19 protein-coding genes are annotated in these 23,827 nt (G+C 72.5%); 10 read left to right on the forward strand and 9 right to left on the reverse strand.

Annotation, left to right across the window (positions count from 1 at the left end; translation table 11 throughout):
• Positions 1–102: 102 nt before the first annotated feature.
• Complete coding sequence (locus ACIPN7_RS08680) at positions 103–1,695, reverse strand: peptide chain release factor 3 (RefSeq protein WP_400540070.1); 1,593 nt, start codon at positions 1,693–1,695, stop codon at positions 103–105.
• Between the two features lie 168 nt (positions 1,696–1,863).
• Positions 1,864–5,427 (reverse strand): family 43 glycosylhydrolase, encoded by a 3,564-nt coding sequence (locus ACIPN7_RS08685; protein WP_400540072.1) that lies wholly within the window; start codon positions 5,425–5,427, stop codon positions 1,864–1,866.
• A 418-nt stretch (positions 5,428–5,845) separates the two neighbouring features.
• Here ACIPN7_RS08685 and erm point away from each other — a divergent pair, with 418 nt between their 5' ends.
• Positions 5,846–6,637: a 23S ribosomal RNA methyltransferase Erm gene (gene erm / locus ACIPN7_RS08690; protein WP_400540074.1), complete on the forward strand. Its 792-nt coding sequence runs from the start codon at positions 5,846–5,848 to the stop codon at positions 6,635–6,637.
• A gap of 89 nt (positions 6,638–6,726) precedes the next feature.
• Positions 6,727–7,338, forward strand: a complete 612-nt coding sequence (locus ACIPN7_RS08695; protein WP_400540076.1) for a hypothetical protein — start codon at positions 6,727–6,729, stop codon at positions 7,336–7,338.
• A gap of 194 nt (positions 7,339–7,532) precedes the next feature.
• On the opposite strand, the gene ACIPN7_RS08700 is transcribed toward ACIPN7_RS08695, so the two are convergent.
• The gene (locus tag ACIPN7_RS08700; RefSeq protein ID WP_400540078.1) at positions 7,533–7,862 is read right to left on the reverse strand and encodes a nuclear transport factor 2 family protein; all 330 of its coding nucleotides are present in this window, start codon (positions 7,860–7,862) and stop codon (positions 7,533–7,535) included.
• Positions 7,863–8,154: 292 nt separating this feature from the next.
• Here ACIPN7_RS08700 and ACIPN7_RS08705 point away from each other — a divergent pair, with 292 nt between their 5' ends.
• From ACIPN7_RS08705 to epsC, 3 genes are all read left to right on the forward strand, one after another.
• Positions 8,155–8,919, forward strand: coding sequence for a lytic polysaccharide monooxygenase (locus tag ACIPN7_RS08705; protein WP_400540080.1), 765 nt, complete (start codon positions 8,155–8,157; stop codon positions 8,917–8,919).
• Positions 8,920–9,390: 471 nt separating this feature from the next.
• The gene (gene cysK, locus ACIPN7_RS08710; RefSeq protein ID WP_400540082.1) at positions 9,391–10,326 is read left to right on the forward strand and encodes a cysteine synthase A; all 936 of its coding nucleotides are present in this window, start codon (positions 9,391–9,393) and stop codon (positions 10,324–10,326) included.
• Positions 10,326–10,922 carry a serine O-acetyltransferase EpsC gene (epsC, locus tag ACIPN7_RS08715; RefSeq protein ID WP_400540084.1) on the forward strand — a complete coding sequence of 199 codons (597 nt, stop codon included), beginning with the start codon at positions 10,326–10,328 and terminating at the stop codon, positions 10,920–10,922. The genes cysK and epsC overlap by 1 nt, the downstream gene beginning before the upstream one ends.
• Positions 10,923–10,950: 28 nt before the next feature.
• Here the strand turns inward: epsC and ACIPN7_RS08720 are convergent, their stop codons facing one another.
• Entirely contained in the window at positions 10,951–11,343 is a 393-nt protein-coding gene (locus tag ACIPN7_RS08720; protein ID WP_400540086.1) for an MmcQ/YjbR family DNA-binding protein, read from the reverse strand.
• 103 nt (positions 11,344–11,446) lie between these two features.
• Here ACIPN7_RS08720 and ACIPN7_RS08725 point away from each other — a divergent pair, with 103 nt between their 5' ends.
• Entirely contained in the window at positions 11,447–12,559 is a 1,113-nt protein-coding gene (locus ACIPN7_RS08725) for an LLM class F420-dependent oxidoreductase (protein WP_400540088.1), read from the forward strand.
• 79 nt (positions 12,560–12,638) lie between these two features.
• On the opposite strand, the gene ACIPN7_RS08730 is transcribed toward ACIPN7_RS08725, so the two are convergent.
• Entirely contained in the window at positions 12,639–14,210 is a 1,572-nt protein-coding gene (locus ACIPN7_RS08730) for a bifunctional metallophosphatase/5'-nucleotidase (RefSeq protein ID WP_400540090.1), read from the reverse strand.
• A gap of 103 nt (positions 14,211–14,313) precedes the next feature.
• The gene (locus tag ACIPN7_RS08735) at positions 14,314–14,793 is read right to left on the reverse strand and encodes an MGMT family protein (protein ID WP_400540416.1); all 480 of its coding nucleotides are present in this window, start codon (positions 14,791–14,793) and stop codon (positions 14,314–14,316) included.
• 55 nt (positions 14,794–14,848) lie between these two features.
• Between ACIPN7_RS08735 and ACIPN7_RS08740 the strand changes: the two genes are divergently transcribed.
• Positions 14,849–15,580, forward strand: a complete 732-nt coding sequence (locus tag ACIPN7_RS08740) for a GNAT family N-acetyltransferase (protein WP_400540092.1) — start codon at positions 14,849–14,851, stop codon at positions 15,578–15,580.
• Positions 15,508–16,167, forward strand: coding sequence for a sterol carrier protein domain-containing protein (locus ACIPN7_RS08745; RefSeq protein ID WP_400540418.1), 660 nt, complete (start codon positions 15,508–15,510; stop codon positions 16,165–16,167). Before ACIPN7_RS08740 ends, ACIPN7_RS08745 begins: the two co-directional genes overlap by 73 nt.
• A 75-nt stretch (positions 16,168–16,242) precedes the next feature.
• On the opposite strand, the gene ACIPN7_RS08750 is transcribed toward ACIPN7_RS08745, so the two are convergent.
• Complete coding sequence (locus tag ACIPN7_RS08750) at positions 16,243–17,271, reverse strand: Fpg/Nei family DNA glycosylase (protein ID WP_400540094.1); 1,029 nt, start codon at positions 17,269–17,271, stop codon at positions 16,243–16,245.
• Entirely contained in the window at positions 17,264–17,716 is a 453-nt protein-coding gene (locus ACIPN7_RS08755) for a ribose-5-phosphate isomerase (RefSeq protein WP_377236811.1), read from the reverse strand. The genes ACIPN7_RS08750 and ACIPN7_RS08755 overlap by 8 nt, the downstream gene beginning before the upstream one ends.
• 49 nt (positions 17,717–17,765) lie before the next feature.
• Between ACIPN7_RS08755 and ACIPN7_RS08760 the strand changes: the two genes are divergently transcribed.
• Positions 17,766–19,802, forward strand: a complete 2,037-nt coding sequence (locus ACIPN7_RS08760) for a M13 family metallopeptidase (RefSeq protein ID WP_400540096.1) — start codon at positions 17,766–17,768, stop codon at positions 19,800–19,802.
• A 98-nt stretch (positions 19,803–19,900) separates the two neighbouring features.
• Here ACIPN7_RS08760 and pepN read toward each other — a convergent pair whose 3' ends face one another.
• Positions 19,901–22,465, reverse strand: coding sequence for an aminopeptidase N (gene pepN, locus ACIPN7_RS08765; protein ID WP_400540098.1), 2,565 nt, complete (start codon positions 22,463–22,465; stop codon positions 19,901–19,903).
• A 207-nt stretch (positions 22,466–22,672) separates the two neighbouring features.
• Between pepN and ACIPN7_RS08770 the strand changes: the two genes are divergently transcribed.
• Entirely contained in the window at positions 22,673–23,692 is a 1,020-nt protein-coding gene (locus ACIPN7_RS08770; RefSeq protein WP_400540100.1) for a hypothetical protein, read from the forward strand.
• The last annotated feature ends 135 nt before the right edge of the window (positions 23,693–23,827 follow it).

Raw genomic sequence — 23,827 nt, forward strand, 5'->3', positions numbered from 1 at the left:
CGGTCGCCTAGCGCTGAACATGCCGATCGTCGCATTGCGCCGCGAGGTTCGCGCGCGGACGGCTCCCCCCGCACGGCACGTCCGGGGGGATGATCTCCGTCGTCAGACGCCGCTGGCGACCAGCGGGATCAGCGGCACGTCCGGGTGGGCACGCTCGAAGGCCCGGGCGTGCCAGACGTCGCGCAGCAGCACGAGCGGGGTGCCGTCGCCGCGGCGCACGACCTCCACGCCCGGGTAGGCGGCGATCGTGTCGATGTGCTCCGGCGCGGCCTCGCGGGCCAGCGACAGACCGAGCTGCTCCGTGCGGATGGGCGCCGAGAACTCGTGCTCCATGCGGAAGGTCGCGACCTCGAACTGGAGCGGGCCGACGGCACCGAGGATCGGGTTGCCGTCGCCGCGCGCCTCGGACACCAGGACCTGGACCACGCCCTCCTGCTCGAGCTGCGAGATGCCCTTGCGGAACTGCTTGGAGCGGCCCGGGTCGGCCGAGCGCGCGGCCGCGAAGTGCTCGGGCGCGAACACCGGCATCGGTGGGAAGCGCACGTGCGGGCCCGCGGCGTCGAACACGGTGTCGCCCACGGCGAGCGTGCTGGCGTTGACCAGGCCCACGACGTCGCCGGGGTAGGCGTCCTCGACCGTCGAACGCTCGCGGCCGAAGACCGACAGGGCGTACTTCGTGGCGAACGGCCGGCCCGTGCGCTCGTGCGTCACGACCATGCCGCGCTCGAACCGGCCCGAGCACACGCGGATGAAGGCCACGTGGTCGCGGTGGTTCGGGTCCATCCCGGCCTGCATCTTGAACACGAAGCCGCTGAACGCCTGGTCCACGTCGCGGGCGGCGCCGTCGACGTCGGGCCGCGAGCCGGGCGCCGGTGCGAGCTCCACGACGGCGTCGAGGAGCTGGCGGACGCCGATGTTGGCCAGCGCCGCGCCGAACAGCATCGGCGTCGTGGTGCCGGCGAGGAACGAGTCGCGGTCGAGCTCGTCGAGCAGCTGCACGCTCTCGACGGCCTCGGTGTGGTCGTCGCCCAGGGTGTCGGCCGCGGCCTGCGGCGTCAGCAGCTCCTCCTCGGCGATCGACGCGCCGCCGGGCGCGCGCCGGTAGGTGCGCACCTCGCCGCTGGCGCGGTCGAGCAGCCCGAGGAACCGGCCCGCCTCGCCGATGGGCCAGCTCAGCGGCGTCGGGCGCAGGTTGATGCGCTCCTCCAGCTCGTCGCACAGCTCCAGGGCCTCGCGGCCGGGGCGGTCCCACTTGTTGACGAACGTGATGACCGGCACGCCGCGGCGACGGCACACCTCGAACAGCTTGAGCGTCTGCGGCTCCAGGCCCTTGGCGGAGTCGAGCAGCATGACGGCGGCGTCCACCGCGGTCAGCACGCGGTACGTGTCCTCGGAGAAGTCGGCGTGGCCGGGGGTGTCCAGGAGGTTGATCACCACGTCGCCGTACGCGAACTGCAGGGCCGCGGACGTGATGGAGATCCCACGCTTCTGCTCCATCTCGAGCCAGTCGGAGACGACTCCGGCGCGGTTCCCCTTGCCGTGCACCGCCCCGGCCTCGTCGATCGCGTGGGCGTGCAGCGCGAGGGCCTCGGTGAGGGTCGACTTGCCGGCGTCGGGGTGGGAAATGACCGCGATGCTGCGGCGACGTGCCGCCTCGGTCCCGACCGGCCGGGTGTCGGAGGTCAGGACGGTCATCGGGCTCCACCATTCAGTTCGTGCTGCACCAACGCCATCCCCATCTCCCGCATCTACCGCTTCCGGACAGCCTGCAACTCTACCCTCCCCCTCCCCCCGCTGAGTGCTGGGCATTCGCCCTCCAGAGCCCCCGAAAAGGGCGAATATCCAGCACTCAGCGATCGGCGGCTAAACGGGGGTGCGGGTTCGACAGGCGGCCGGACGGGCCTTGATCGTGGGGGTCGGGGCGGAGACCGCCACACCCGGCAGGGCGCCCGGCGTCGCCGCCGTCACCCGCACGGTCAGGCGGTGCCCGACGTCGGCGGCGGTGAGCCGGTACGTCCGGCCCTCCGCCCCGGCGACCGCCACGCCGTCCCGCAGCCACTGGTAGGCGAGCACGAACCGCCGCTGGTCCCACTGCCCGGACGTCGCGATGAGCATCGAGCCGACCGCGGCCCGGCCGTTCACCTTCGGCGGCCGCTGGGCCTGCGGCTGGACCCCGCCGTAGGGCAGCGGGTCCACGCTCGTCAGCGTGGGCGTGACCTTCTGCATGAGGCCGTCGGCGCCGAACGTGAGCCGGTCGATCGTGGTCTCGCGGTGCGTCCCGTCGCCGCCGGGCATCGCGAACCGGTGGTAGGCGATGTACCACTCGTCGGTGCCGGGCACCTGGACGATCGAGCTGTGCCCGGTGGCGAGGATCCCCTGGGCGGGGTCCTTCTCCAGGATGACGCCGCGGTAGGTCCACGGCCCGTCGACGCTGGTGGCGGTGGCGTAGCCGACGCGGTAGTCGGCGGAGCCGGTGTCGTCGATCGAGTAGGTCAGGTGGTACAGCCCGTCGCGGTAGTTGAGGAACGTGCCCTCACGGAAGCTGGTCAGCCCGCCGATCCGCGCGAGCGTGTCCTGCTTGACGGAGAGCATGTCGTCGCTCAGCTCGGCGTACACCGGGCCGTTCGACGGCCCGCCGTTGCCCCAGAACAGGTAGTACCTGCCGGTCTCCGGGTCCTGGAAAGCAGCGGGGTCGATCGCCTGCCCGGACGTGATGGCCTCGTTGTTGAGGATCATCGCCGTCGGCTGCGCGACGAAGGGACCCTCGGGGCTGTCGGCGACGGCGACGCCGATCGTCTTGCGGTTGTGGGTCGCGTTGTGGCCGGAAAAGTAGAAGTAGTACTTCCCGCCCCGCTCGATGATCGTGGGCGCCCACGCGTTGCCCGTGGCCCACGGCACGTCGCCGTTCGCGCCGTCCAGGGTGAGGATCGGGTCCGCCGAGCGCTCCCAGTCCACGAGGTCCTTCGACGTCCAGACGTAGAAGTCCTTGCCGCCCCAGCCCGCGACGCCGTCCGACGTCGCATAGAGGTAGTAGCTGTCGCCGAAGTGCGCGATGTTCGGGTCGGCGTACAGCCCCGGCAGCACCGGCGAGCGCATCTCGACGGCCCGCACGGTCCAGGCGCGGCTGGCGCCGTCCTGCGCGGTGACCGTGAACGTCCGCGGCGCCGACAGGTCGATCGGCCCCGTGACCTGCGGCGAGACCGTGGAGGTGGACACGGTCTGGAAGGCAGGCTCCAGCGCGGACACGTCGGTGCCGGGCGTCACCGGCAGCGTCACGGTCGACGTCGCGGCATCGATGACGGCCGGGACCTTCAGCGCGTCCAGGTCGACGCCGGTGATGGCGGTCGGGTCCGCCCCGAGCTCCCGCACCTCGTCGGCCGACAGGGCGCGGTCGTAGATGCGGAAGTCGCGCACCTTGCCCTTGAGGTACCTGTCCGCGGTGTAGGTGGAACGGCCGATGTAGTTGGCCGTGGTCCGGCCGTCGCCGATGTCGCCGGGCTCGATCGTGACACCGGTCTTCTCGCCCACCCGCGCGCCGTCGAGGTAGAGCCGGGCGGTGCCGTCCTGGAGCGTGTAGGTCAGCGTCTTCCAGGCGCCGCGCGGCAGCGCCGCGCCCGAGGCCACGGTCTGCTCGGTGGACCAGTTGCCGGTCGCGATCGAGGAGCGGTAGTTGTTCCCCGTGGTGAACAGGTAGCCGTTGCCGACGCCGCCGCCGTCGGTGTTGCCCAGGCCCCAGATGAAGTACGGCGTGGCCTGCGCGGGGTCCAGCCAGACCTTCGTCGAGACCGTGATGGCGTCGAGCCCGGCCATCATGTCGTCGGGCAGCCGCACGTGGCCGTTGGTCCCGCCGAGGTTCAGCGCACCGTCGGCCCAGGTGGCGTCGCCGCTGACGACGCCGTCGTACCCGTGGCCGGTGCCGTCCGCCGCGACGGTGCCGCCGGTCTCGTCGAGCGCGTAGTGCGCGACCAGGCCGTTCTCGTCGGCCACGACCGGCGTCGGCGGTTCAGGGACCACGATGCCCTCGCGCAGCGCCGCGAGCTCCGCCGCGGTGACCGGGATGACCGTGCCGTGGCGCGGGCTCGCGGGCAGGTCGTAGTCCGCGGGCACCTGCCAGTCGGGGTTCTCGAGGTCGTCGGTGCCGAGCGGGATGTAGCCGCGGCCGCCGTACTCGTCCACGAACAGGTAGTACGGCGAGCCGGACGTGTCGCCCGGGTTCGCCTTGAAGACCGTGGGGCCCTCGACGGCGGAGGTGCCGGCCTCCCGGCCGATGCACCCGGCCATGAACTCCCACGCCGGGTCGCCGGGCAGGTCGACGGCGGTCAGCGACGCCGACTTCTCCTGGATGATGTCCGAGCAGCCCGTCCCGCCGCCGCCCTCGTCCTTGGTGAAGCGGTAGTACACGTCGTTCTCGCGGATCACCGTGGAGTCGATCCGCGACTCGCCGCGGTCCTGCCAGACCTGCGCCTCGCTGAACGTCACGAAGTCCCGCGTGGTGGCGTAGAGCATGCGGTTGTACGCGCTGCCGGTGTGGTCCGGGTCGTCCGCGGCGTACAGCTTCGAGGCCCAGAACACGACGTACTGCCCCAGCGTCTCGTCCCAGTAGGCCTCGGGCGCCCAGGTGTTGCCGGCGTTGTCCGGCGAGACCTTGACGTGCCGTTGCTCGGACCACGTGATCAGGTCCGTGGACTCCCAGACCTCCAGGTACTGGCTGCCGTGGCGCTGCGCCGCGTCCCAGTCGCCGTTGCGCCCGATCGAGAGGTCGGTGGCGATCAGGAAGAACCGGTCGCCCTCGGGCGACCGGATCAGGAACGGGTCGCGCAGGCCCAGGGTGCCCTCGGCCGACTCCAGCACCGGCTGCCCGTCGTTCACCTCGTCCCAGGTCAGGGCGTCGTTGCCCCGGCTCGCCGCGAAGTAGATCTTCTCGCCGGCGATCGAGTTGCCCGTGAAGTAGCTGAACGCGTAGCCCTCGTACGGGGCCGCCTCCGGCTGCTCGCGGACGGTCAGCGGAATCTCGCGGACGGCCGTCGCGCCGCCGACGTCGGCGGTCGCGGTCAGGGTGACCGCCGTGTCGCCCGCGCCGTGCGCCGGACGGCGGACGATGCCGTCGGCGGCGACCACGCCGGGGTCGGACGACGCCCACGTGACGCTCGCGCCGTGCAGGCCGGACGTCGGCAGGGTGAGGTGGCCGCGGACGTCGTCGGCGTGCACGACGCCCAGGGCGGCGGCCGCGGCGTCGGCCTCCGCCTGCGCGGTGCCGGCGGTGGTCTCGGCGGTGACGGACATCGTGGTCTCCGGAGCGGTCGCGGGCAGGCGCGCCGCCGAGGCGCTTGCGGGGAGGAGGGGAACCAGGCTGCCGAGCAGTGCGACGACGGCGCCCGTGGCGACCGCGCGCAGGGGCAGGCGGGAAGGACGAGTGCTTCTTTGCACAGTGACCTCGCGAGAATGTGAACGTTAACAGTCGCGTCATCCGACCATCGGCGGATCGTCGTGTCAAGGGACCAGGGCGAAAAAGCCTGGCGCCGGCCGGAGGCCGGCTCGTAGGGTCGGCCGCGATATGAACGCCATGATCAGGCAGCGTTCCGCCCGCTAGCGGCGCGGAACGCACACCACCACCCAGCGCGTGCTCCGCGCCGCCGGCTTCCGCCGGGCGGCGCGTTCGTGCTGCCCGGATTCCTGTCAGCCGACGAATCCTGGAGCACGCACCATGACGCGCAACCGATCCTCCCGTTCCTCTGCCCGCGCGCCCTTCCGCACGGACGCGAATGCCCGACGCCGGGGTGGAGCCCGCGGGCCGGGTGACCTCGACCGCGGGCCAACCCGCCGGCAGGACCACGTCGACCAGGGCATGACCCAGCGGCCGGTCGACCAACATCCCGGCGGCGCCCACGAGCTCGGCCAGAACCTCCTGGTCGACACGCAGGTGATCGACCGGGTGGTCGCCCTGGTCCCCGACGCCGACCGGCCCCTGGTCGAGTGGGCGGCCGGGCGCGGCGCGCTGACCCTGCCGCTGGCCCGGCTCGGCCGGCCGGTCGAGGCCGTCGAGATCGACCCGCGCTCGGTCGCGCGGCTCGGACGGACCGCGCCCGGCAACGTCACCGTGACGCGGGACGACATCCTGCGCCACGCACCGCCGTCGGGCGCCTACGACCTCGTGAGCAACGTGCCCTTCCACCTGACCACCCCCGTGCTGCGGCGGCTGTTCACCCTGGACGGGTGGGAGCGCGCCCTGCTGATCACACAGTGGGAGGTCGCGCGCAAGCGCGCCGCCGTCGGCGGCACCACGCTCCTGACGGCGCAGTGGTGGCCGTGGTTCACCTTCCGCCTGGACCGGCGCGTCCCCGCCGCGGCCTTCCGGCCCCGTCCGAGCGTCGACGCCGGGCTGCTCGTGATCGACCGGCGTCCGCGGCCGCTCGTGCCGGTGGCCGACCTCGGCCGCTACCAGCGCTTCGCCGCCGCCGTGTTCAACGGCCCCGGCCGGGGTGTCCGGGAGGTGCTGACGCGGTACGGCATCGCGCGGGGCGACGTCGGGCGGTGGGCCCGGGAGAACGGCGTCGGGCCGAACGCGCTGCCCCGCGACCTGGACTCCCGTGCCTGGGTGGACGCGTACGCGATGAGTGTCCGGAGGCGGTCGCGATGAGCATGCGGCGGCGGTCGCGATGAGACCCATCACGTGATGCCCAGCGGTTCGCCATGAGTCCGGCATGACGATGCTGTCGAATAGGACGCATGTCGTCGTACGCAGCCGCGCCGCCGAGCGCACCTCGCCGTCCCCGTCGTTGGATCGTCGCCGTCGTCTCCGTGATCGGAGTGCTGGTCGTCCTGGGCGTGGTCGGCGAGGTGCTGCTGCGCGGCATCATCGACGACCGGATCGCGGCCGCCGAGGCGGACCTGCCCGAGGGCGTCACGGTGGAGCGCGACGACACGCTCGCGCTGGTACAGGTGGCGACCGGTCGGGCCACGCTGCGCGCGGAGGTCTCGCCGGCGGCGCTCACCGACATGGCCCGCTCGGCCACCGACCTGCCGAACCTCCAGGTCACGCCGCAGTCCGGCAACCTGGTCGCGCAGGTGCCGTTCTCGATCGCGGGCAGCGAACAGAACGTGGACGTGCTCCTCTCCGTGACCGCCGAGAACGGCCGGGCGGTGCTGCGCGCGGAGTCCGTCGAGCTCGCCGGTCTCTCCCTGCCCCTCGACGCCGTGGCCGACCAGCTCGGCAACGACCAGCTCGACCGGCTCGTCGAGGGCGTGGCCTTCCCGGAGGACGAGAGCGAGGTGACGATCTCGTCGGCGGTGGCGACCGAGGCCGGCCTGGAGCTGGGCGCGGAGGTCGCGATCTGGTGATGCGCACCGCGTGGCAGGGCCATCACCAGGTCCCGGGCGGCCATGCGGGGTCTCGGGGATAACACCTGCCGCCGAGGATCCGTTGCTGTGCGTCGACACTGTCTACGGACAGCAACACACTCCCTGCGGGTGGTGTCGCCACTCAGCGGGCCGCCGCCCGGGCTACGTATCCCGGCAGCCTCGGCTCCGCGGCGTCAGCTCAGTACGAGGCTTGCGACCTTGCCGCCGCGCAGGTCGAACTTGAACGGGCCCGTCCCGTTGAACCGGTTGCTCGTCACCTTGATGGTGACGGTGTAGGCGTCCGGACCGTCCCCGGGCGCCACGGACACGGGGTCGAAATGGCTCTTCATCCCGATGTTGTCGGTCTCGTTCCAGCTCCGGACGCCGTCGGGGCCGTGGAACTCGCGCCCCCAGTCGTTCAGATAGGCATCGTCGGTGAACGTCGCGACGAAGCGTTCGGTATCGCCGGCGTTGGTCGCGTCGATGAACTCCTGGATCGCGGCGGGCAGGTCGGGAGCAGCCATGGAGTGCCTCCTGGGCGGTCGGTTCCGCCGACCATAAGCAGGACGCGCCGCCCCGCGCACGGCCGCCGCGGGAGAAGCATGCGCAGCCGAGGGGGTAACGGTGAGGTAGCAGTGCTACCTCACCGTTACCCCCTCGGCTGCGCAACCACTTCCCCGGAGACCCGTCGCGCACGCGTCCCGGCCTTAACCGTTTCACCCCGTGGTCTCGCCCGCTGCGCCTCCGGACAGTGGTTCCTGCACGCGCCGTGGCGGGCCCCGCCAGGCGCACCCGTCCGAGCACCTGGAGGAACCCATGTCCATCCGTGCGCACGCGCGCAGTCTCACGCTCGCTGTCACCGTGGCGCTGGTCGCGCCCTTCGCCATGGTCGCCGTCGTCGCAGCCGACGCCGTCACGGCGGCGCCGGCCGCCGCCCACGGCTCGGTGACCGACCCACCCACCCGCAACTACGGCTGCTTCGAGCGCTGGGGCAGCGACCACCTCAACCCCGAGATGGCCGAGCTCGACCCCATGTGCTGGGGCGCCTGGCAGGCCGACCCCAACGCCATGTGGAACTGGAACGGGCTGTACCGGGAGAACGTCGGCGGCAACCACGAGGCCGTCATCCCCGACGGGCAGCTCTGCTCGGGCGGCCGCACCCAGTCCCCCCGCTACGACTACCTCGACACCCCGGGCGAGTGGGTGGCCAAGGACGTGCCGCAGCAGTTCCACCTCACCCTGACCGACCAGGCCCGGCACGGCGCCGACTACCTGCGCATCTACGTCTCCAGGCCGAGCTTCGACCCGACCACGGAAGCGCTCGGCTGGGACGACCTCGACCTGGTGCAGGAGACCGACCCCTACCCCTCGCAGGGCACGTACGAGACCGACGTCGACCTCACCGGGTACAGCGGCCGCGCCGTGCTGTACACGATCTGGCAGGCCTCTCACCTCGACCAGCCGTACTACTTGTGCTCGGACATCAACATCGGCGGATCGGTCGCCGAGCCCGGCTCCGTGTCCGGCACGGCGGGGACGCCGGTGACCACGGCGTTCCGGCTGGGACAGATCGCCGCCTGATCGATCACCTGCTTGCTTGCCTCGCTCGTGAGCGGGGCAAGCAAGCGCAAAGCATCGACATGATCGATACCTGAGACAGATCTTGTCTCACAGTGCCCGCCCGCGTAGCCTGCACGAGTCGAGCCACCAGCTCGCCACGAAACACGCAGCCGCGCGACCACACGGTCGCCACACGCAGGGAGGACGTCTTGAGCACCGTGCGCTCCGCACTCCCCGACCGTCCCGTCGCCGTCGCCGCGCGCCCGATGTGCGAGGCCGGCCGCTGCCCCCGAGGCTGTCTGTAGAGCGTCCGCACGCGCCAGACCACGCCGGCACCGTCCGCGTGGCCAGGCCGCCAGCGGGACGCTCCGGCCCCGACACCAGCCCCAGACGCTCGACTCCGGCTCCGAGGCGCGCATCCGCACGACCGGTGCGCCGACGTCGGGCAACGCACGAACCACGCCAGACCCGCCACCCAGCGAAGGAAGAACAATGGCCCGCATCTACGACGACGCGACCAAGCTCATCGGAAACACTCCCCTGGTCAAGCTCAACCGTCTGACCGACGGCCTCGAGGCGACGGTTCTCGGCAAGCTCGAGTTCTACAACCCCGCCAACTCCGTGAAGGACCGCATCGGCGTGTCCATCATCGACGCCGCCGAGGCGTCCGGTGAGCTCAAGGAGGGCGGCACGATCGTCGAGGGCACCTCGGGCAACACGGGCATCGCCCTGGCCTGGGTGGGCGCGGCCCGCGGTTACAAGGTGGTCCTGGCGATGCCGGAGACCATGTCGAAGGAGCGCCGCGCCCTGCTGCGCGCCTACGGTGCCGAGCTGGTGCTCACGCCGGGCGCCGAGGGCATGAAGGGCGCCGTCGCCGCCGCCGAGAAGATCGCGCAGGAGCGCCCGGGCGCCGTGCTGGCCCGCCAGTTCGCCAACGCCGCCAACCCGGCCATCCACCGCGCCACCACCGCCGAGGAGATCTGGGCGGACACCGACGGCGCCGTCGACATCCTCGTGGCCGGCATCGGCACGGGCGGCACCATCACCGGCGTCGGCCAGGTGCTCAAGGAGCGCAAGCCCGGGGTCAAGGTCATCGCGGTGGAGCCCGAGGAGTCGCCGATCCTGAACGGCGGCCAGCCCGGCCCCCACAAGATCCAGGGCATCGGCGCCAACTTCGTGCCCGACATCCTGGACCGCGAGGTCTACGACGAGGTCATCGACGTCAACCTCGCCACCGCGATCGACGCGGCCCGCCGTGCGGCCAAGGAGGAGGGCCTGCTGGTCGGCACCTCGTCCGGCGCCGCGCTCTCGGCTGCCCTGGAGGTCGCGAAGCGCCCGGAGAACGCCGGCAAGACGATCGTCGTGATCATCCCCGACTTCGGCGAGCGCTACCTGTCCACGCCGCTGTTCGAGGGCCTGGTCGACTGATGGCGAAGGGGCGCGGGCTGCTCGGGGTCCTCTCCGAGGACCTCGACGCCGCGCGCGCCCACGACCCGGCCGCGCGGTCACGCTTGGAGGTCGCGCTCGCCTACCCGGGCGTGCACGCCCTGTGGGCGCACCGGGCGGCGCACCGGCTCTGGCGGGTACCGGCCCTTCGCCTGCCCGCGCGGCTGCTCTCGCAGCTCGCGCGGGCGGCGACCGGGATCGAGATCCACCCGGGCGCCCGGCTGGGGCGCCGGATGTTCATCGACCACGGCATGGGCGTGGTGATCGGCGAGACGGCGGTGGTGGGCGACGACGTGATGCTCTACCACGGCGTCACGCTCGGCGGCCGGTCCCTCAACCGCGGCAAGCGGCACCCGACGCTCGGGGACCGCGTGACCGTGGGCGCCGGCGCCAAGGTGCTGGGCCCCGTCTGGGTGGGCGACGACGCGCAGATCGGCGCCAACGCCGTCGTCGTCAAGGACGTGCCCGCCGGAGCCGTCGCGGTGGGTATCCCCGCGCGGATCCGGGTGCCGAAGGCGCCCGTCGCGGAGCGCTCCCGCAACGAGGACCCGTCGGAGCTCATCGAGTACTCGATCTGAGGGGTTCCCGACAGCGGCCGGGGTGTGATCAGCGCAGGCGGTCCGCGTGCTGCTCCGCGAGGTCCGACGGTGCCTTGGCGAGCCAGGCGTCCACCAGGGCGTCCCGCAGGTCGGCGTCGGCAACGACGTCGAGCTGGACCAGCACCGCGGCGAAGCCGTCGAAGTGCGGGATCGTGAAGAACCCCGCCCGGCTCTCGGCCAGGATGGCTTCCTTCTCGTCGAGGTCGTCGGCCATCACGCCAAGGATCGGGCCCGCCGGGACCGGCTCGTCGTCGAACCGCTTGATGTCGGCCTTGCTGAACGGTCGCTCCCACGCGAAGGCCTTACCCACGACGGACCAGGCGCGGTGGTGGTAGCTCGTGCCCTCCGCGGTCTGGGGCAGTGCGAGGGCGAGCCGGGCGACGTCGTCGTAGGTGGCCACGACTCCACCGTAGCCACAACGGGCCCACGCGACCGGTAGGGTGTGGGGCAGTACCTGGGACGCGCCGTCCCAGATAAGCCGTTCCCACGACGAGGTGAACCCCATGCGCATCGGATTCCAGACCGGTTACTGGTCCCGCAGGCCCCCGAAGGGCATCCAGCAGTTCATCGTTGCCGCCGACAAGCTGGGCCTCGACTCGGTCTGGACCGCGGAGGCCTACGGGTCCGACGCCTTCTCGCCGCTGGCCTGGTGGGGCTCGCGGACCAGGAACGTGCGGCTGGGCACGGGCATCGCCCAGCTCTCCGCCCGCACGCCGACGGCGACCGCCATGCAGGCCCTGACGATGGACCACCTGTCCCGGGGCCGGTTCGTGCTGGGACTCGGTGCCTCAGGCCCGCAGGTCGTCGAGGGCTGGTACGGGCAGCCGTACAAGCGGCCGCTGGCCCGGACTCGCGAGTACGTGGACATCGTGCGGCAGGTCATGCGTCGCGAGGCGCCCGTCACCCACGACGGCTCGTTCTACCAGCTCCCGCTGTCCGCCGAGGCGCCCGGCGCGACGGGGCTCGGCAAGGCCCTCAAGCCGACCGTGCACCCGTTCCGCCCCGAGATCCCGATCGTGCTGGCCGCGCAGGGCCCCAAGAACGTGGCCCTGGCCGCCGAGATCGCCGACGGCTGGATGGCCGGCTTCTACGCACCGCGCATGGACGACGAGTTCCGCGCGCTCCTCGCCGAGGGCTTCGACGCCCGCTCCGAGGAGCGTTCGGCCTCCGACCGGTTCGAGGTGTGCGCCACGGTCCCCGTCGTCGTGCGGGACGACGTCGAGGCCGCCGCCGACGTGATCCGCCCCCACATCGCCCTGTACGCGGGCGGGATGGGTGCCAAGGAGGCGAACTTCCACAAGCAGTCGCTCGACCGGCTCGGCTATCAGGAGCCGCTCGACAAGGTGCAGGAGCTGTACCTCGCCGGACGCAAGGAGGAGGCGGCCGCGGCCGTGCCGACGCAGCTCGTCGAGGAGATCGCGCTGGTCGGGCCGATCGACAAGATCCGCCGCGAGCTGCCCACCTGGGAGAGCACCGCGATCACGACCCTGCTGGTCCAGGGCGACCCGGCCTCGATGCTCGCGCTCCTGGCCGCGACCCAGGACAGCTCCCTGGCCGGCCGCGCTCGCTCGACCGCGGGCTCCGTGCTCTCCCGCCTCGTTCCCTCCAAGATCTGACCCTCCCCCCGGTCGTCGAGTGCTGGGCACTTGTGCTCCTGGCACGACAAGAAGCGCAGATGTCCAGCACTCGACGAGGTCAGGGGAGGACCGTGATGCGGCCCTCCGGGGTGACGTCGATCGTGCCGACGGCGCGGGCGTGGGCCGCGATGACCTCCGCGTCGACCGGGGCGTCACCCAGCGGGACCAGGACCTCCGCGTCCTGGAACCCGCTGACACCGTCGCCACCGCCGATCACGTAGTTCGTCGCAGCGACGGTGTACGTCGCCGCGTCGTCGAGCGGCGCGCCGCCCACGCTGACCTCGCGCACCCGCGAGCCCGCCGGGGCACCGGCCGAGTAGGCGTAGGCCAAGCCGGAGACCTGCGGAAAGCCGCCGCCGGCGTCCTGCACCCGCGCGACGGCGTCCTCCAGCGACCGGCGCAGGCCCGCGCCCGTGACCCGCACCTCCATGACCCGGTTGGCGAACGGGGCGATCGAGTAGGCGTCGCGGAGCGTGAAGTCGGGCCCGGGCGCCTGGGCGCGCAGCCCGCCGCCGTTCACCCAGCCGACGTCGGCGCCGTGCTGCGCGCGGAACGCGTCGGCGACGAAGTCCCCGAGCGCGGTCTCCTGGGACCGGCTCTTCTGCTCCGGGTCGAGCAGCGGGGTCCGCACGTCGGCCAGCACCTCGGAAAGGCGCTCGTCCATCTCGGCGGCGTACCGCTCCTCGACCTCGCGCAGCTCGGGATCGGGCGTGACGGTGTGGTCCACCTCGATCACGGACGGCCGGACCTGGTACTCCGGCCGGTGCTCGCCGTACCCCGCGGTGAGGCGCCCGCCGCGCTCCCGGCGGATGTCCAGGCGGATCAGCGAGCCGATGTTCCCTTCCGACGCCATGAGCGGCACGTCGCCCTCGTACTCGATCACCGACTCGTACTCCGCCATCTCCTCGCCGAAGACGGCGTCCAGCTCAGGCACGGCCCGCGCCAGCTCGTGGTTCTCGGTCATCGGGTACTGGGTGACGGCCACGATGACGTCGGCCCGGGCGTGCGCCCGCAGGTCGGCGACGGCGGCCCGCGCGGCCTCGACCGGGTCGGTCTCGACCAGGTCCGCGGCGGCGGACGTCGTCTCGATCGCGTCGGTGAGCCCGATGAAACCGACCCGGACCGGACCCACCCGCTGCACGGCCCAGGTGCCGCCCTCGACGAACGGCGACCCGTCGGTGCCGGTCAGGTTGGACGTGATCCACGGGAAGTCGGACGCCGCCACCAGGTCGCGCGCGTGGTCCACGCCGAAGTCGAAGTCGTGCTGGCCGAAGTTCGCCAGGTCCACGCCCACCTCGTTGAGCGCGTCGACCATGGGCACGCCCCGGTAGAGCCCGCCGAACAGGGTGCCGCCGGCAAGGTCGCCGCCGAAGACGACGGCCGTCGCCCGGTTGCGCTCCTCGACCGTGCGCACGGCCGTGGCCAGGCGGGCGACGCCGCCGCGGTCCTGACCGCCGGTGAGCACCGGGCCGATCTCGTGCGCGTCGTGGAAGTAGAGCAGGGTCGCGGCGGGCCGGTCGCGTTCCGGCGCGGGCCGGGCCTGCGCGGGCAGCACGCCTGACGTGGCGACTCCCGACACGAGCAGCAGGGCGCCGAGGAGCGCGGTCGTACGGGCGAGCGGGCGGTGCATGGCAGAACCTCCGGCAGCGGATCGGACTCGGGGACGGTAGCCCGGACGCGTGAACGGGGCGGCCCGGGCGCATGAACGGTGCGTGACCTGGTGCCCAGGCCGGTCAGGCGTGGTGCGAGGGCTCGTCGTCCTCCGGGAACCAGACCGCGCGCCGGAGGTGCACGCGGCGGCCGTCCTTCGTGAGCGGGCAGCCCTCGGCCCGCAGCGCGTCGAGGGCCTCGGTCAGGTGGTGCTGGGGCGGCGATCCCGCCGCGTTGACCACACGCCACCAGGGCACGCGGTCGCCGTCCGACGGCGGTGCGCCGGTGCCGTCCGTGCCCTCGCCGCCCGCCCCGCCGTCGTCCGGGACCAGATGCGCGTACCTGCTCCCCGAGCCGGCCAGGACGCTTCCGACCTGGCGCGGGCCGCCGCGGCCGAGCTCCTCGCCGACGATCTCCGCGATCAGGCCGTACGTCATCGCGCGGCCGGACGGGATGCGCCGGACCACGTCGAGCACGGCGGCGGCGTACTCCTCGACGTCGGTGAGCGGGGGTCCTGGCGGCGGCTGGGTCACGCAGGCGATCGTAGACGCGGACACCGACATCGACCGCCGGCCGGCCGGCAGTTTTTCACTTGCCGACGGGTGCGACGATCGACGCATGGCTCTTCCCCAGATCGCCCTGCCGGCGGGCTACCGCTGGCGCGCGCTGACCTCCGACGACCAGCGCCTCGTGACCGAGCTCGACACCTGGGCCTTCCCGACGGGCCACGCCCACGACGACCTCGACGCCACCCCGTCCCCGCTGACCTGGGAGCGCGCCGTGGCCATCGAGGCGGACGGCGCGGACGGCCTGGTGGCCATGCACGCGTCCTACCCGTTCGGGCAGTTCCCCGTGCCCGGCGCCGAGCTGCCGACGGCGGGCCTGACCTGGGTGGGCGTGCACCCGCAGCACCGGCGCCGCGGCCTGCTGACCGCGATGGTCGACCTGCACCTGGCGCGCTCGGCCGAGCGGGGCGAGCCGCTCAGCGCCCTGTTCGCCGCGGAGGCCGCGATCTACGGGCGGTTCGGCTACGGTCACGCGGCCGACGACCTGCGCCTCGACATCCCGCGCGGCGCCGCTCTGCGCGACGTGCCGGGCGCAGAGCGGCACACGGTCCGCGTCGAGGTGGCCTCCCGCGAGCGCCACGGTGAGCTCGTCGACCGCCTGCACCGCGCCGCCGGCGCCACGCCGTCCGGGGACGGCCTGGTATCAACCGGCCCGGCTGGGTCACGCGCGAGACCGAGGAGCTGCAGGCCGTCCTCTGGGACGACGCCCCGATCCATCGCGGCGGCCGGGAGTCGCGCCGCATCATCGTCGTCGAGCTCGACGGCGTGCCCCGCGGCTACGTGACGTTCCGCCGCAACCTCTCCTGGGAGCCCACCGGCCCGCGCGGCCAGGTCAGCGCCGGCGAGGTCGTGGCGCTGGACGCCGCCGCGGCCCGTGCCCTGTGGGGCGCGCTGCTGGACCTCGACCTGACCAACGAGGTCAGCCCGTTCATCCTCCCCGTGGACGACGTGATCACGCAGCTCCTGGTCAACCTGCGCGCCGCGGCGCCGCGCACCCCGGACAACCTGTGGGTCCGGCTGGTCGACGTGCCCGCCGCCCTCGCGGGGCGGCAGTACGCCGCCGACGTCGACGTGACGCTCGCCGTGACCGACTCCCGCCTCCCGGCGAACGCCGGGGTGTACCGGCTCCAGGCCGAGGCGTTCGGGCCGGCGTCGGTGGAGCGGGTCGACCCGGAGTTCGAGGCGCCCGAGCTGTCGCTCGACGTCCGCGAGCTCGGTGCGGCCTACCTCGGGGGCAAGTCGCTCGCGACGCTGGCGACGGCGGGTCTCGTCACCGTGCACCCGCGCCCCGGGCAGGGGCCCGGTGTGCTGGCGCGCGCGAGCACCGCGTTCGGCTGGCCGGTCGCGCCGGGCGCGTCCTGGGTGTTCTGAGCCGGGCTGAGTGCGGCCGGGTCAGGTGCGGCCGCGGCGGGTGCGGCCGCGCCGGGTGCGGCCGCACCGCGGCCGTCAGGTCTGGCAGACGCCGCACCAGAACAGGTTGCGGCCCGCCAGCTCCTTGACCAGCACCGGCGACCCGCACACCCGGCAGGGCAGCCCGTCGCGGTGGTACACGTAGAAGGCCTGGTCGGAGGGCACGGCGCCGGGCGAGCCGTCGGTGTTCTGCCGGGTCCGGCCGCGGTCGGGTGCGAGGACGGGCCCGGCGCCCCGGTCCTCCGGCCGCGTCGTGACGATCGCCCCGTGGTCGGCGCCGTCGCGCATGAGGACCACGAGGTCGTCCCAGATCGCACGGACGGTCGCGGCGGGCACGTCGCGGCCCGCGCGCAGCGGGTCGACGCCGGCGCGGAACAGCGCCTCGGCGCGGTAGATGTTCCCGACCCCCGCGACGACGGCCTGGTCCATGAGCTGCTGCCCGATCGTCACCCGCGACCGGCCCACGGCGGCCACGAAGGGGTCGGGGTCGCCGTCGTCCCGGATGGGGTCGGGACCCAGCCGGGTCTCGACGGCCTTCTTCTCGTCGGCGGTGATCACCTCGCACGCCGTCGGACCGGTGAGGTCGGCGACGGCGTGCGCGCCGAGCAGGCGCACGCGCACCTGCCCGCGCGGCTCGGGCGCCGCCCAGGCGTCGGACGGCGCCGCGGCCGTCGGCACCACGTCCGGGCCGGACGGCGCCGGCACCGAGTCCCGCTCCCCGATCCGGCGCCGAGGCGCGCCGATCGCGTGCGCGACCTCGGGTGCGTCCGGGGCGCCCGCGAACGTCCACGCGCCGTACAGCCCGAGGTGCGTGCGCAGCCACAGCACGTCAGCCGTGCCGGCGGAGCCGGAGGCAGCACCGGAAACGTCGGCAGGCGCGCCGTCGGACGCGAAGCCCAGGAAGAGCTGCTTGCCCCAGGCCTCGCTCGCCACCAGACGGCGGCCGTCGAGCACGCCCGCGCCGTCCGCGAACCGCCCCTGCGGGCTGCTCACCCGCAGGGTCTGCCCTGCGAACAGCGACGAGAACGTCCGCGCGAGGCGGTGGACGGTGTGGCCCTCAGGCACGCTTGCTCTCGTACTCGGCGAGCTGGTCGATGCGGCGCTGGTGCCGCGCGTCGCCGCTGAACGGCTCGGCCACGAAGGCCTCGACGAACGACGTCGCCTCCTCGACGGAGTGCATGCGCCCGCCGACGGCGATCACGTTCGCGTCGTTGTGCTGGCGACCGAGCTTCGCCGTCTCCAGCGACCAGGCCAGCACGGCCCGGACCCCGGTCACCTTGTTCGCGGCGATCTGCTCGCCGTTGCCCGATCCACCGATCACGATGCCGAGCGAGCCGGGCTCGGCCACGACTGCCTCACCGGCGGAGAGGCAGAAGGACGGGTAGTCGTCCTGCGGGTCGAGCTCGTGGGCACCGTGGTCGACGACCTCGTGCCCGGCCGCGGTGAGATGGCCCACCAGGTGCTGCTTGAGGTCGTACCCGGCGTGGTCGGCGGCGATGTGGAGACGCATGGCCCCATCTTCCCTCATGCACGAGGTCCACGTTGCGTACGCTGGCGCAATGACCACCGACGCCACGGGACTCACGTCGGGGATCGACCTCGACGCGCTCGACCCCGCAACCCGACCGCAGGACGACCTGTACCGCCACGTCAACGGGAGGTGGATCGACAGCCACGAGATCCCCGCCGACCGCGCGATGGACGGGGCGTTCCGCGCTCTCTACGACCAGGCCGAGGTGCACGTCCGGGAGATCATCCAGGACGCGCCCACCGGCTCCACGATCGGCGACCTGTACGCCAGCTTCATGGACACCGAGCGCATCGCCGAGCTCGGCACGACGCCCCTGGACGAGGACTTCGCCCTGATCAAGGACGCCAGGGACGCCGCCGCGCTGACCCGCGCGCTGGGCGTGCTGCAGCGCACCGGCGGCACGGCCGGCGTGCGCTTCTGGGTGGACAACGACGCGTCCGACCCGGAGAAGTACGTCGTCTACCTGCGGCAGTCCGGGCTCGGCCTGCCCGACGAGGCGTACTACCGCGAGGAGCAGTACGCCGAGCTGCGCAAGAAGTACGTGCCGCACGTGGCCCGGATGCTGGGCTTCGCCCCGGTCCAGGAGACGTGGGGCATCTCGCCGCAGGACGCGGCGCAGCGCGTGTACGACGTCGAGAAGCAGCTCGCCGGCCACCACTGGGACGTGGTGCGCGACCGCGACGCGACGCTCACCTACAACCCGATGACGCTGGCCACGCTCGTCGAGTCCGCGCCGGGCTTCGACTGGGTGGCCTGGGCCGAGGCCCTGGGTGTCCCGGCCGGGTCGTTCGACGACATCGTGGTGCGCGAGCCCGACTTCGCGACCGGGTTCGCCGCCCTCTGGAGCGAGCTGTCGCCGCTCGACTGGCAGCTCTGGATGACCTACCACGTGGTCAGCGCCCGGGCCCCGTACCTCACCGACGAGATCGTCGAGGCCAACTTCGACTTCTACGGCCGCACGCTCACCGGCGCGCAGGAGGTCCGCGAGCGCTGGAAGCGCGGCGTGGCCCTGGTCGAGGGCGCGCTCGGCGAGGTCGTCGGTGCGGAGTACGTCGCGCGGCACTTCCCCCCGTCGAACAAGGCCCGGATGGACCGCCTCGTGGAGGCGCTGGTCGCCGCGTACCGGGAGTCGATCCAGGGGCTGGACTGGATGACCGACGAGACCAAGGCGAAGGCGCTGACCAAGCTGGAGAAGTTCACCCCCAAGGTGGGCTACCCGGTGCGCTGGCGCGACTACTCGGGCCTGGAGGTGGACGCCGCCGACGTGGTCGGCAACGTGCGCCGCTCCAACGCGTTCGACCAGGACTACGAGCTGGCCAAGATCGGCAAGCCGCTGGACCGCGACGAGTGGTTCATGACGCCGCAGACCGTCAACGCCTACTACAACCCGGGCATGAACGAGATCGTGTTCCCCGCGGCGATCCTGCAGCCGCCGTTCTTCGACCCCGAGGCCGACGACGCCGTGAACTTCGGCGGCATCGGCGGCGTCATCGGGCACGAGATCGGGCACGGGTTCGACGACCAGGGCTCGAAGTACGACGGCGACGGGCGCCTCGAGGACTGGTGGACCGACACCGACCGGACCGAGTTCGAGAAGCGTACGAGCGCGCTGATCGCGCAGTACGACGCGTTCCGGCCGGCGCAGCTCGCGGCGTCCGCCGTCGGCTCCGGCTCTGGTTCCGGTGCAGGCGAGGCCGAGGGCGCGGCCGCCGCGGAGGGCCACGTCAACGGCAGCCTGACGATCGGCGAGAACATCGGCGACCTGGGCGGGCTGTCCATCGCGATCAAGGCCTACCGGATCGCGCTCGGCAAGCCCCTGGACGAGGCCCCCGTCGTGGACGGGCTCACCGCCCTGGAGCGGATCTTCCTCGGCTGGGCCCAGGTCTGGCAGTCCAAGGGCCGCGACGAGGAGGTGCTCCGCCGCCTCGCGACGGACCCGCACTCGCCCAACGAGTTCCGCTGCAACGGCGTGGTGAGCAACGTGGACGAGTTCTACGCGACCTACGACGTCCAGCCGGGCGACGCCCTGTACCTGGCCCCGGAGGACCGGGTCCGCATCTGGTAGTCGCCCCTCACCTTTGAGGCCCGGGTTTCTTCGCTTTGAGCTGGCTCAAAGCGAAGAAACCCGGGCCCCAAAGGTGAGCGAAGGTCCCGCCGACGGCGTCAGGCGTCCTTGGCCTGGGCCTTCAGCGCGCGCTCCGTGCCGGCGAGGGCCTCGACGACCATCCGGCGCAGGGCCGGGGCCGCGTCCGCGTTCGTCTCCAGCCACGCCGCGGTGGCGTCCCGCAGCTCCGGCGAGGCCAGCGGGGCCGGGTAGAAGCCCTCGATGATCTCCTCGGCGATGTGGTAGCTGCGCTCGTCCCACACCTTGAGCACGGCGTCCAGGTAGGGCTGCACGACGTCGGCCAGCGCGGCCGGGTCGTTGACGTGCAGGAACCCGAGCCCGGTGTTCCGGATGATCGCGTTCGGCACGTCCGCGGCGTCGACCACGGAGGACAGAGCGGCCAGCTTGCCCTCGACCGTCGGCTTCGCGGCCCGGGCGCGGGCGGCGGACTGGCGGCCCGTCGCCGTGTCGTCGGCGGCCAGCGTGGTGTCGATCTCCGCGTCGCCCGCCGCGCCGTTGAGCACCAGGCCCTCCAGCAGCTCCCAGCGCAGGTCGGTGTCGATCTCCAGCCCGTCGAGCGCGACGGAACCGTCGAGCAGGCCGGAGAGCGTAGCGACGTGCGCGGGCGTGGAGGCCACGTGCGCGAAGAACTTCACGAGCTGGAACTGCGTGTCCGAGCCGGCCTCGGCGTCGCCGACCAGCGACCAGAGCGTGTCGCCCACCTCTGCGAGCGTGGCCGCGCGGGCCGACGGCGCCACGAACTGCTTGGCGGCCAGCACCATCTGGTTGAGCGTGGTGCGCAGGGTCGTCGACTCGGTCTCGCCGGCGATGCCGCCGAGCACGAGCTGCACGTACTCCGACGCCGGCACCTCGCCGTCGCGCACCGCGTCCCAGACCGAGCCCCACACCAGGGAGCGGGCCAGCGGGTCCGTGATGTCGGCCAGGTGCTCCAGCGCGACGCGGAGCGAGTCTGCGTCGAGGCGGATCTTCGCGTAGGCGAGGTCCTGGTCGTTGAGCAGCACGAGGGCCGGGCGGTCGAGCTCCACGAGCTCCTTGACGTCCGTGCGGGGCCCGTCGACGTCGACCTCGACGAACCGGGTGCGCGCCAGCTCGCCGCCGTCCGACAGGCTGTAGAAGCCGATGCCGAGGCGGTGCGGGCGGATCGTGGGCCACTCGGCGGGGGCCGTCTGCTCCACGACGAACGACATGATGCGGCCGTGGCTGTCCGTCTCGATGACGGGGCGCAGCGTGTTCACGCCCGCGGTCTCCAGCCAGAGCTTGGACCAGGCCTTGAGGTCGCGGCCGCTGGTGGCCTCGAGCTCGGTCAGCAGGTCGGGCAGCTCGGTGTTGCCCCACGCGTGCTTGCCGAAGTAGGCGGAGACACCCGCGACGAACGCGTCCCGGCCCACCCACGCCACGAGCTGCTTGAGCACCGAGGCGCCCTTGGCGTACGTGATGCCGTCGAAGTTGACCTGGACGTCCTCCAGGTCCTTGATCTCCGCGACGATCGGGTGCGTGGACGGGAGCTGGTCCTGCTTGTAGGCCCAGGACTTCTCCATCGCGGAGAACGTGGTCCAGGCCGCCTCCCACTCCGTGGCCTCGGCCGTGGCGAGCGTCGAGGCGTACTCGGCGAACGACTCGTTGAGCCACAGGTCGTTCCACCACTTCATGGTGACCAGGTCGCCGAACCACATGTGCGCCAGCTCGTGCAGGATCGTCACGACGCGGCGCTCACGCACGGCCTCGGTCACCTTGGAGCGGAACACGTACGACTCCGTGAACGTCACGCAGCCCGCGTTCTCCATGGCGCCCATGTTGTACTCGGGCACGAAGAGCTGGTCGTACTTGGTGAACGGGTACGGCACGCCGAACGTGGACTCGTAGAACTCGAAGCCCTGGCGGGTCTTCTCGAAGATGTAGTCGGCGTCGAAGTGCGCCGAGAGCGACTTGCGGCAGAACGCGCCGAGCGGGATCTCCCGGCCGTCCGACGACGTCAGCGACGAGCGGACCACCGCGTACGGGCCGGCCACCAGCGCCGTGATGTAGGTGGAGATGCGGCCCGTGGGCTCGAAGGTCCACGTGGCGGCCTCGGCCCCGGGCTCGGTGGCGTGCTGCGCCGCGGCCGGCTCCGGCGTCGGCTCGTTGCTCACGACCTCCCACGCGGCCGGCGCGGTGACCGTGAACTGGAACGTGGCCTTGAGGTCGGGCTGCTCGAAGCAGGCGAACACGCGGCGCGCGTCCGGCACCTCGAACTGGGTGTAGAGGTACACCTCGCCGTCCACGGGGTCCACGAAGCGGTGCAGGCCCTCGCCCGTGTTCGTGTAGCCGCAGTCGGCGACGACGACGAGCTCGTTGTCCTCGACCAGGCCGTCCAGGGCGATCCGGGAGTCGGCGAACACGGCGGCCGGGTCCAGTTCGCGGCCGTTCAGCACCACGGACCGCACGGCGGGGGCGACCAGGTCCACGAAGGTCGAGGCACCCTCCGTGGCGGTGAAGCGCAGCGTCGTGGCGGACGCGAAGGTCTCCGGACCGGTGGTCAGGTCCAGGGCGATCTCGTACGACTCGACCGATACCACGCCGGCTCGTTCGACCGCCTCGGCGCGGGTCAGGTTCTCTCCGGGCACGGGCCCTCCACGTCTGTCTGCTCATGGGCGCCGAAGGCGCCCCGCGCGTCCGAATGACGCGCTTTATCGGTTGGCTTCTCGTCCGGTGTGTGAACTACCTGCGACGACTCGTCGATCATGCCACGCAGGAGTAACAGCGAGTAACGCCTTTGTGTACGATCGACCGCGGTCGCCCAGACCGACCGATTTGAGCTGAGGAGTTGCCCGATGTCCGGCACTGTGCCGCCCCCGCCACCGCCACCGGGCGGCAGCCCTGACGAGGAGCCCACCGCTCCCCCTCAGGAGCAGCACCCCGCCACCATGCCCACGCCTGTCCAGCAGGCGCCGGTGCAGCGTGTCTCGGCGGCGACGCGCAAGCCGCCCGCCATCTCGCCGAGCAACCAGTTCGCCCAGGCCGTCACCCCCGCGCCGGCAGCACCGGGTGCCCCCATGGTGCAGTCCGTGCAGCGCGGCGGCGACCCGACCATGCAGCAGCAGTACTACCCCGAGCAGTACCAGCAGGGGTACGCGGCGCCGCAGGGCGCGCAGTACAACCAGCAGGGTCAGTACCAGCAGGGTGGGCAGTACCAGCAGCAGCAACAGCCCGGGCAGTACCAGCCGCCCGCGCAGTACCAGCCGCAGGGCTACGACCAGTACGGCCAGCCCGTCTACGCGGGTCAGCCCGGCGGCTACGAGCCCGAGCCCCCGCGCCGCAAGCTCAGCCCTGGCTGGATCGCGTTCATCGCCCTGGACGTGCTGCTCGTGATCGCCGCGATCGTGTTCGCAGTGAACCTGCTCGGTTCGCCCGACACCTCGGCCACGGGTGGCGAGACCACCTCCGCGGAGCAGTCCGCCGAGCCGGAGGCCGAGGAGGGTCTGGAGACGGACGGCGGCGCCGGCGTCGAGACCTTCGCCGCGCCGTCGCTCAACATCACCTGCACCATCTCGGCCGACGCCGCGACGTGCGGCATCGCGGAGCTCACCCAGAAGCCCGCGCCCGACGCCTCGTGCGACGGCGCGTCCGGCTACGTGGCCAAGGTCGACCCGAGCGGCAACGTGACGCAGCCGTGCGTCAGCAAGAACGACCAGCCCAAGAAGGCCAAGGGCGACGTCGCGATCCTGAACTACGGCCAGACCAAGAAGGCGCACGGCTTCACGTGCGCCAGCGCGGACACGGGCATGACCTGCGTGGCCGACGCCACGGGCAGCGGCTTCTCGATCGCCCGCGCGGGCATCGGCTCGGCCTGACCCGCCGATCGGCCGCACGGCGACACGAAAAGTGCGCTTCTACCCAGTCGTTGGGGGGCGGCGAGCCGCCGTGTGAGGGGGGCCCCCCCGCGGGGGCCGACCCGAGCGGGGAGGACCCGGGGGGGGGGGGCCGCG

It is taken from the genome of Promicromonospora sp. NPDC090134 (genome assembly GCF_044746965.1).
In the GTDB taxonomy this organism is placed as follows: Bacteria; Actinomycetota; Actinomycetes; order Actinomycetales; family Cellulomonadaceae; genus Promicromonospora.

Coding starts and splice junctions, on each gene's coding strand:
- ACIPN7_RS08680 (WP_400540070.1), bottom strand. CDS start 1,695: ATGACCGTCCTGACCTCCGACACCCGGCCGGTCGGGACCGAGGCGGCA.
- erm (WP_400540074.1), top strand. CDS start 5,846: ATGACCCAGCGGCCGGTCGACCAACATCCCGGCGGCGCCCACGAGCTC.
- ACIPN7_RS08695 (WP_400540076.1), top strand. CDS start 6,727: ATGTCGTCGTACGCAGCCGCGCCGCCGAGCGCACCTCGCCGTCCCCGT.
- ACIPN7_RS08700 (WP_400540078.1), bottom strand. CDS start 7,862: ATGGCTGCTCCCGACCTGCCCGCCGCGATCCAGGAGTTCATCGACGCG.
- ACIPN7_RS08705 (WP_400540080.1), top strand. CDS start 8,155: ATGTCCATCCGTGCGCACGCGCGCAGTCTCACGCTCGCTGTCACCGTG.
- cysK (WP_400540082.1), top strand. CDS start 9,391: ATGGCCCGCATCTACGACGACGCGACCAAGCTCATCGGAAACACTCCC.
- epsC (WP_400540084.1), top strand. CDS start 10,326: ATGGCGAAGGGGCGCGGGCTGCTCGGGGTCCTCTCCGAGGACCTCGAC.
- ACIPN7_RS08725 (WP_400540088.1), top strand. CDS start 11,447: ATGCGCATCGGATTCCAGACCGGTTACTGGTCCCGCAGGCCCCCGAAG.
- ACIPN7_RS08730 (WP_400540090.1), bottom strand. CDS start 14,210: ATGCACCGCCCGCTCGCCCGTACGACCGCGCTCCTCGGCGCCCTGCTG.
- ACIPN7_RS08735 (WP_400540416.1), bottom strand. CDS start 14,793: ATGTCGGTGTCCGCGTCTACGATCGCCTGCGTGACCCAGCCGCCGCCA.
- ACIPN7_RS08740 (WP_400540092.1), top strand. CDS start 14,849: ATGGCTCTTCCCCAGATCGCCCTGCCGGCGGGCTACCGCTGGCGCGCG.
- ACIPN7_RS08755 (WP_377236811.1), bottom strand. CDS start 17,716: ATGCGTCTCCACATCGCCGCCGACCACGCCGGGTACGACCTCAAGCAG.
- ACIPN7_RS08760 (WP_400540096.1), top strand. CDS start 17,766: ATGACCACCGACGCCACGGGACTCACGTCGGGGATCGACCTCGACGCG.
- ACIPN7_RS08770 (WP_400540100.1), top strand. CDS start 22,673: ATGTCCGGCACTGTGCCGCCCCCGCCACCGCCACCGGGCGGCAGCCCT.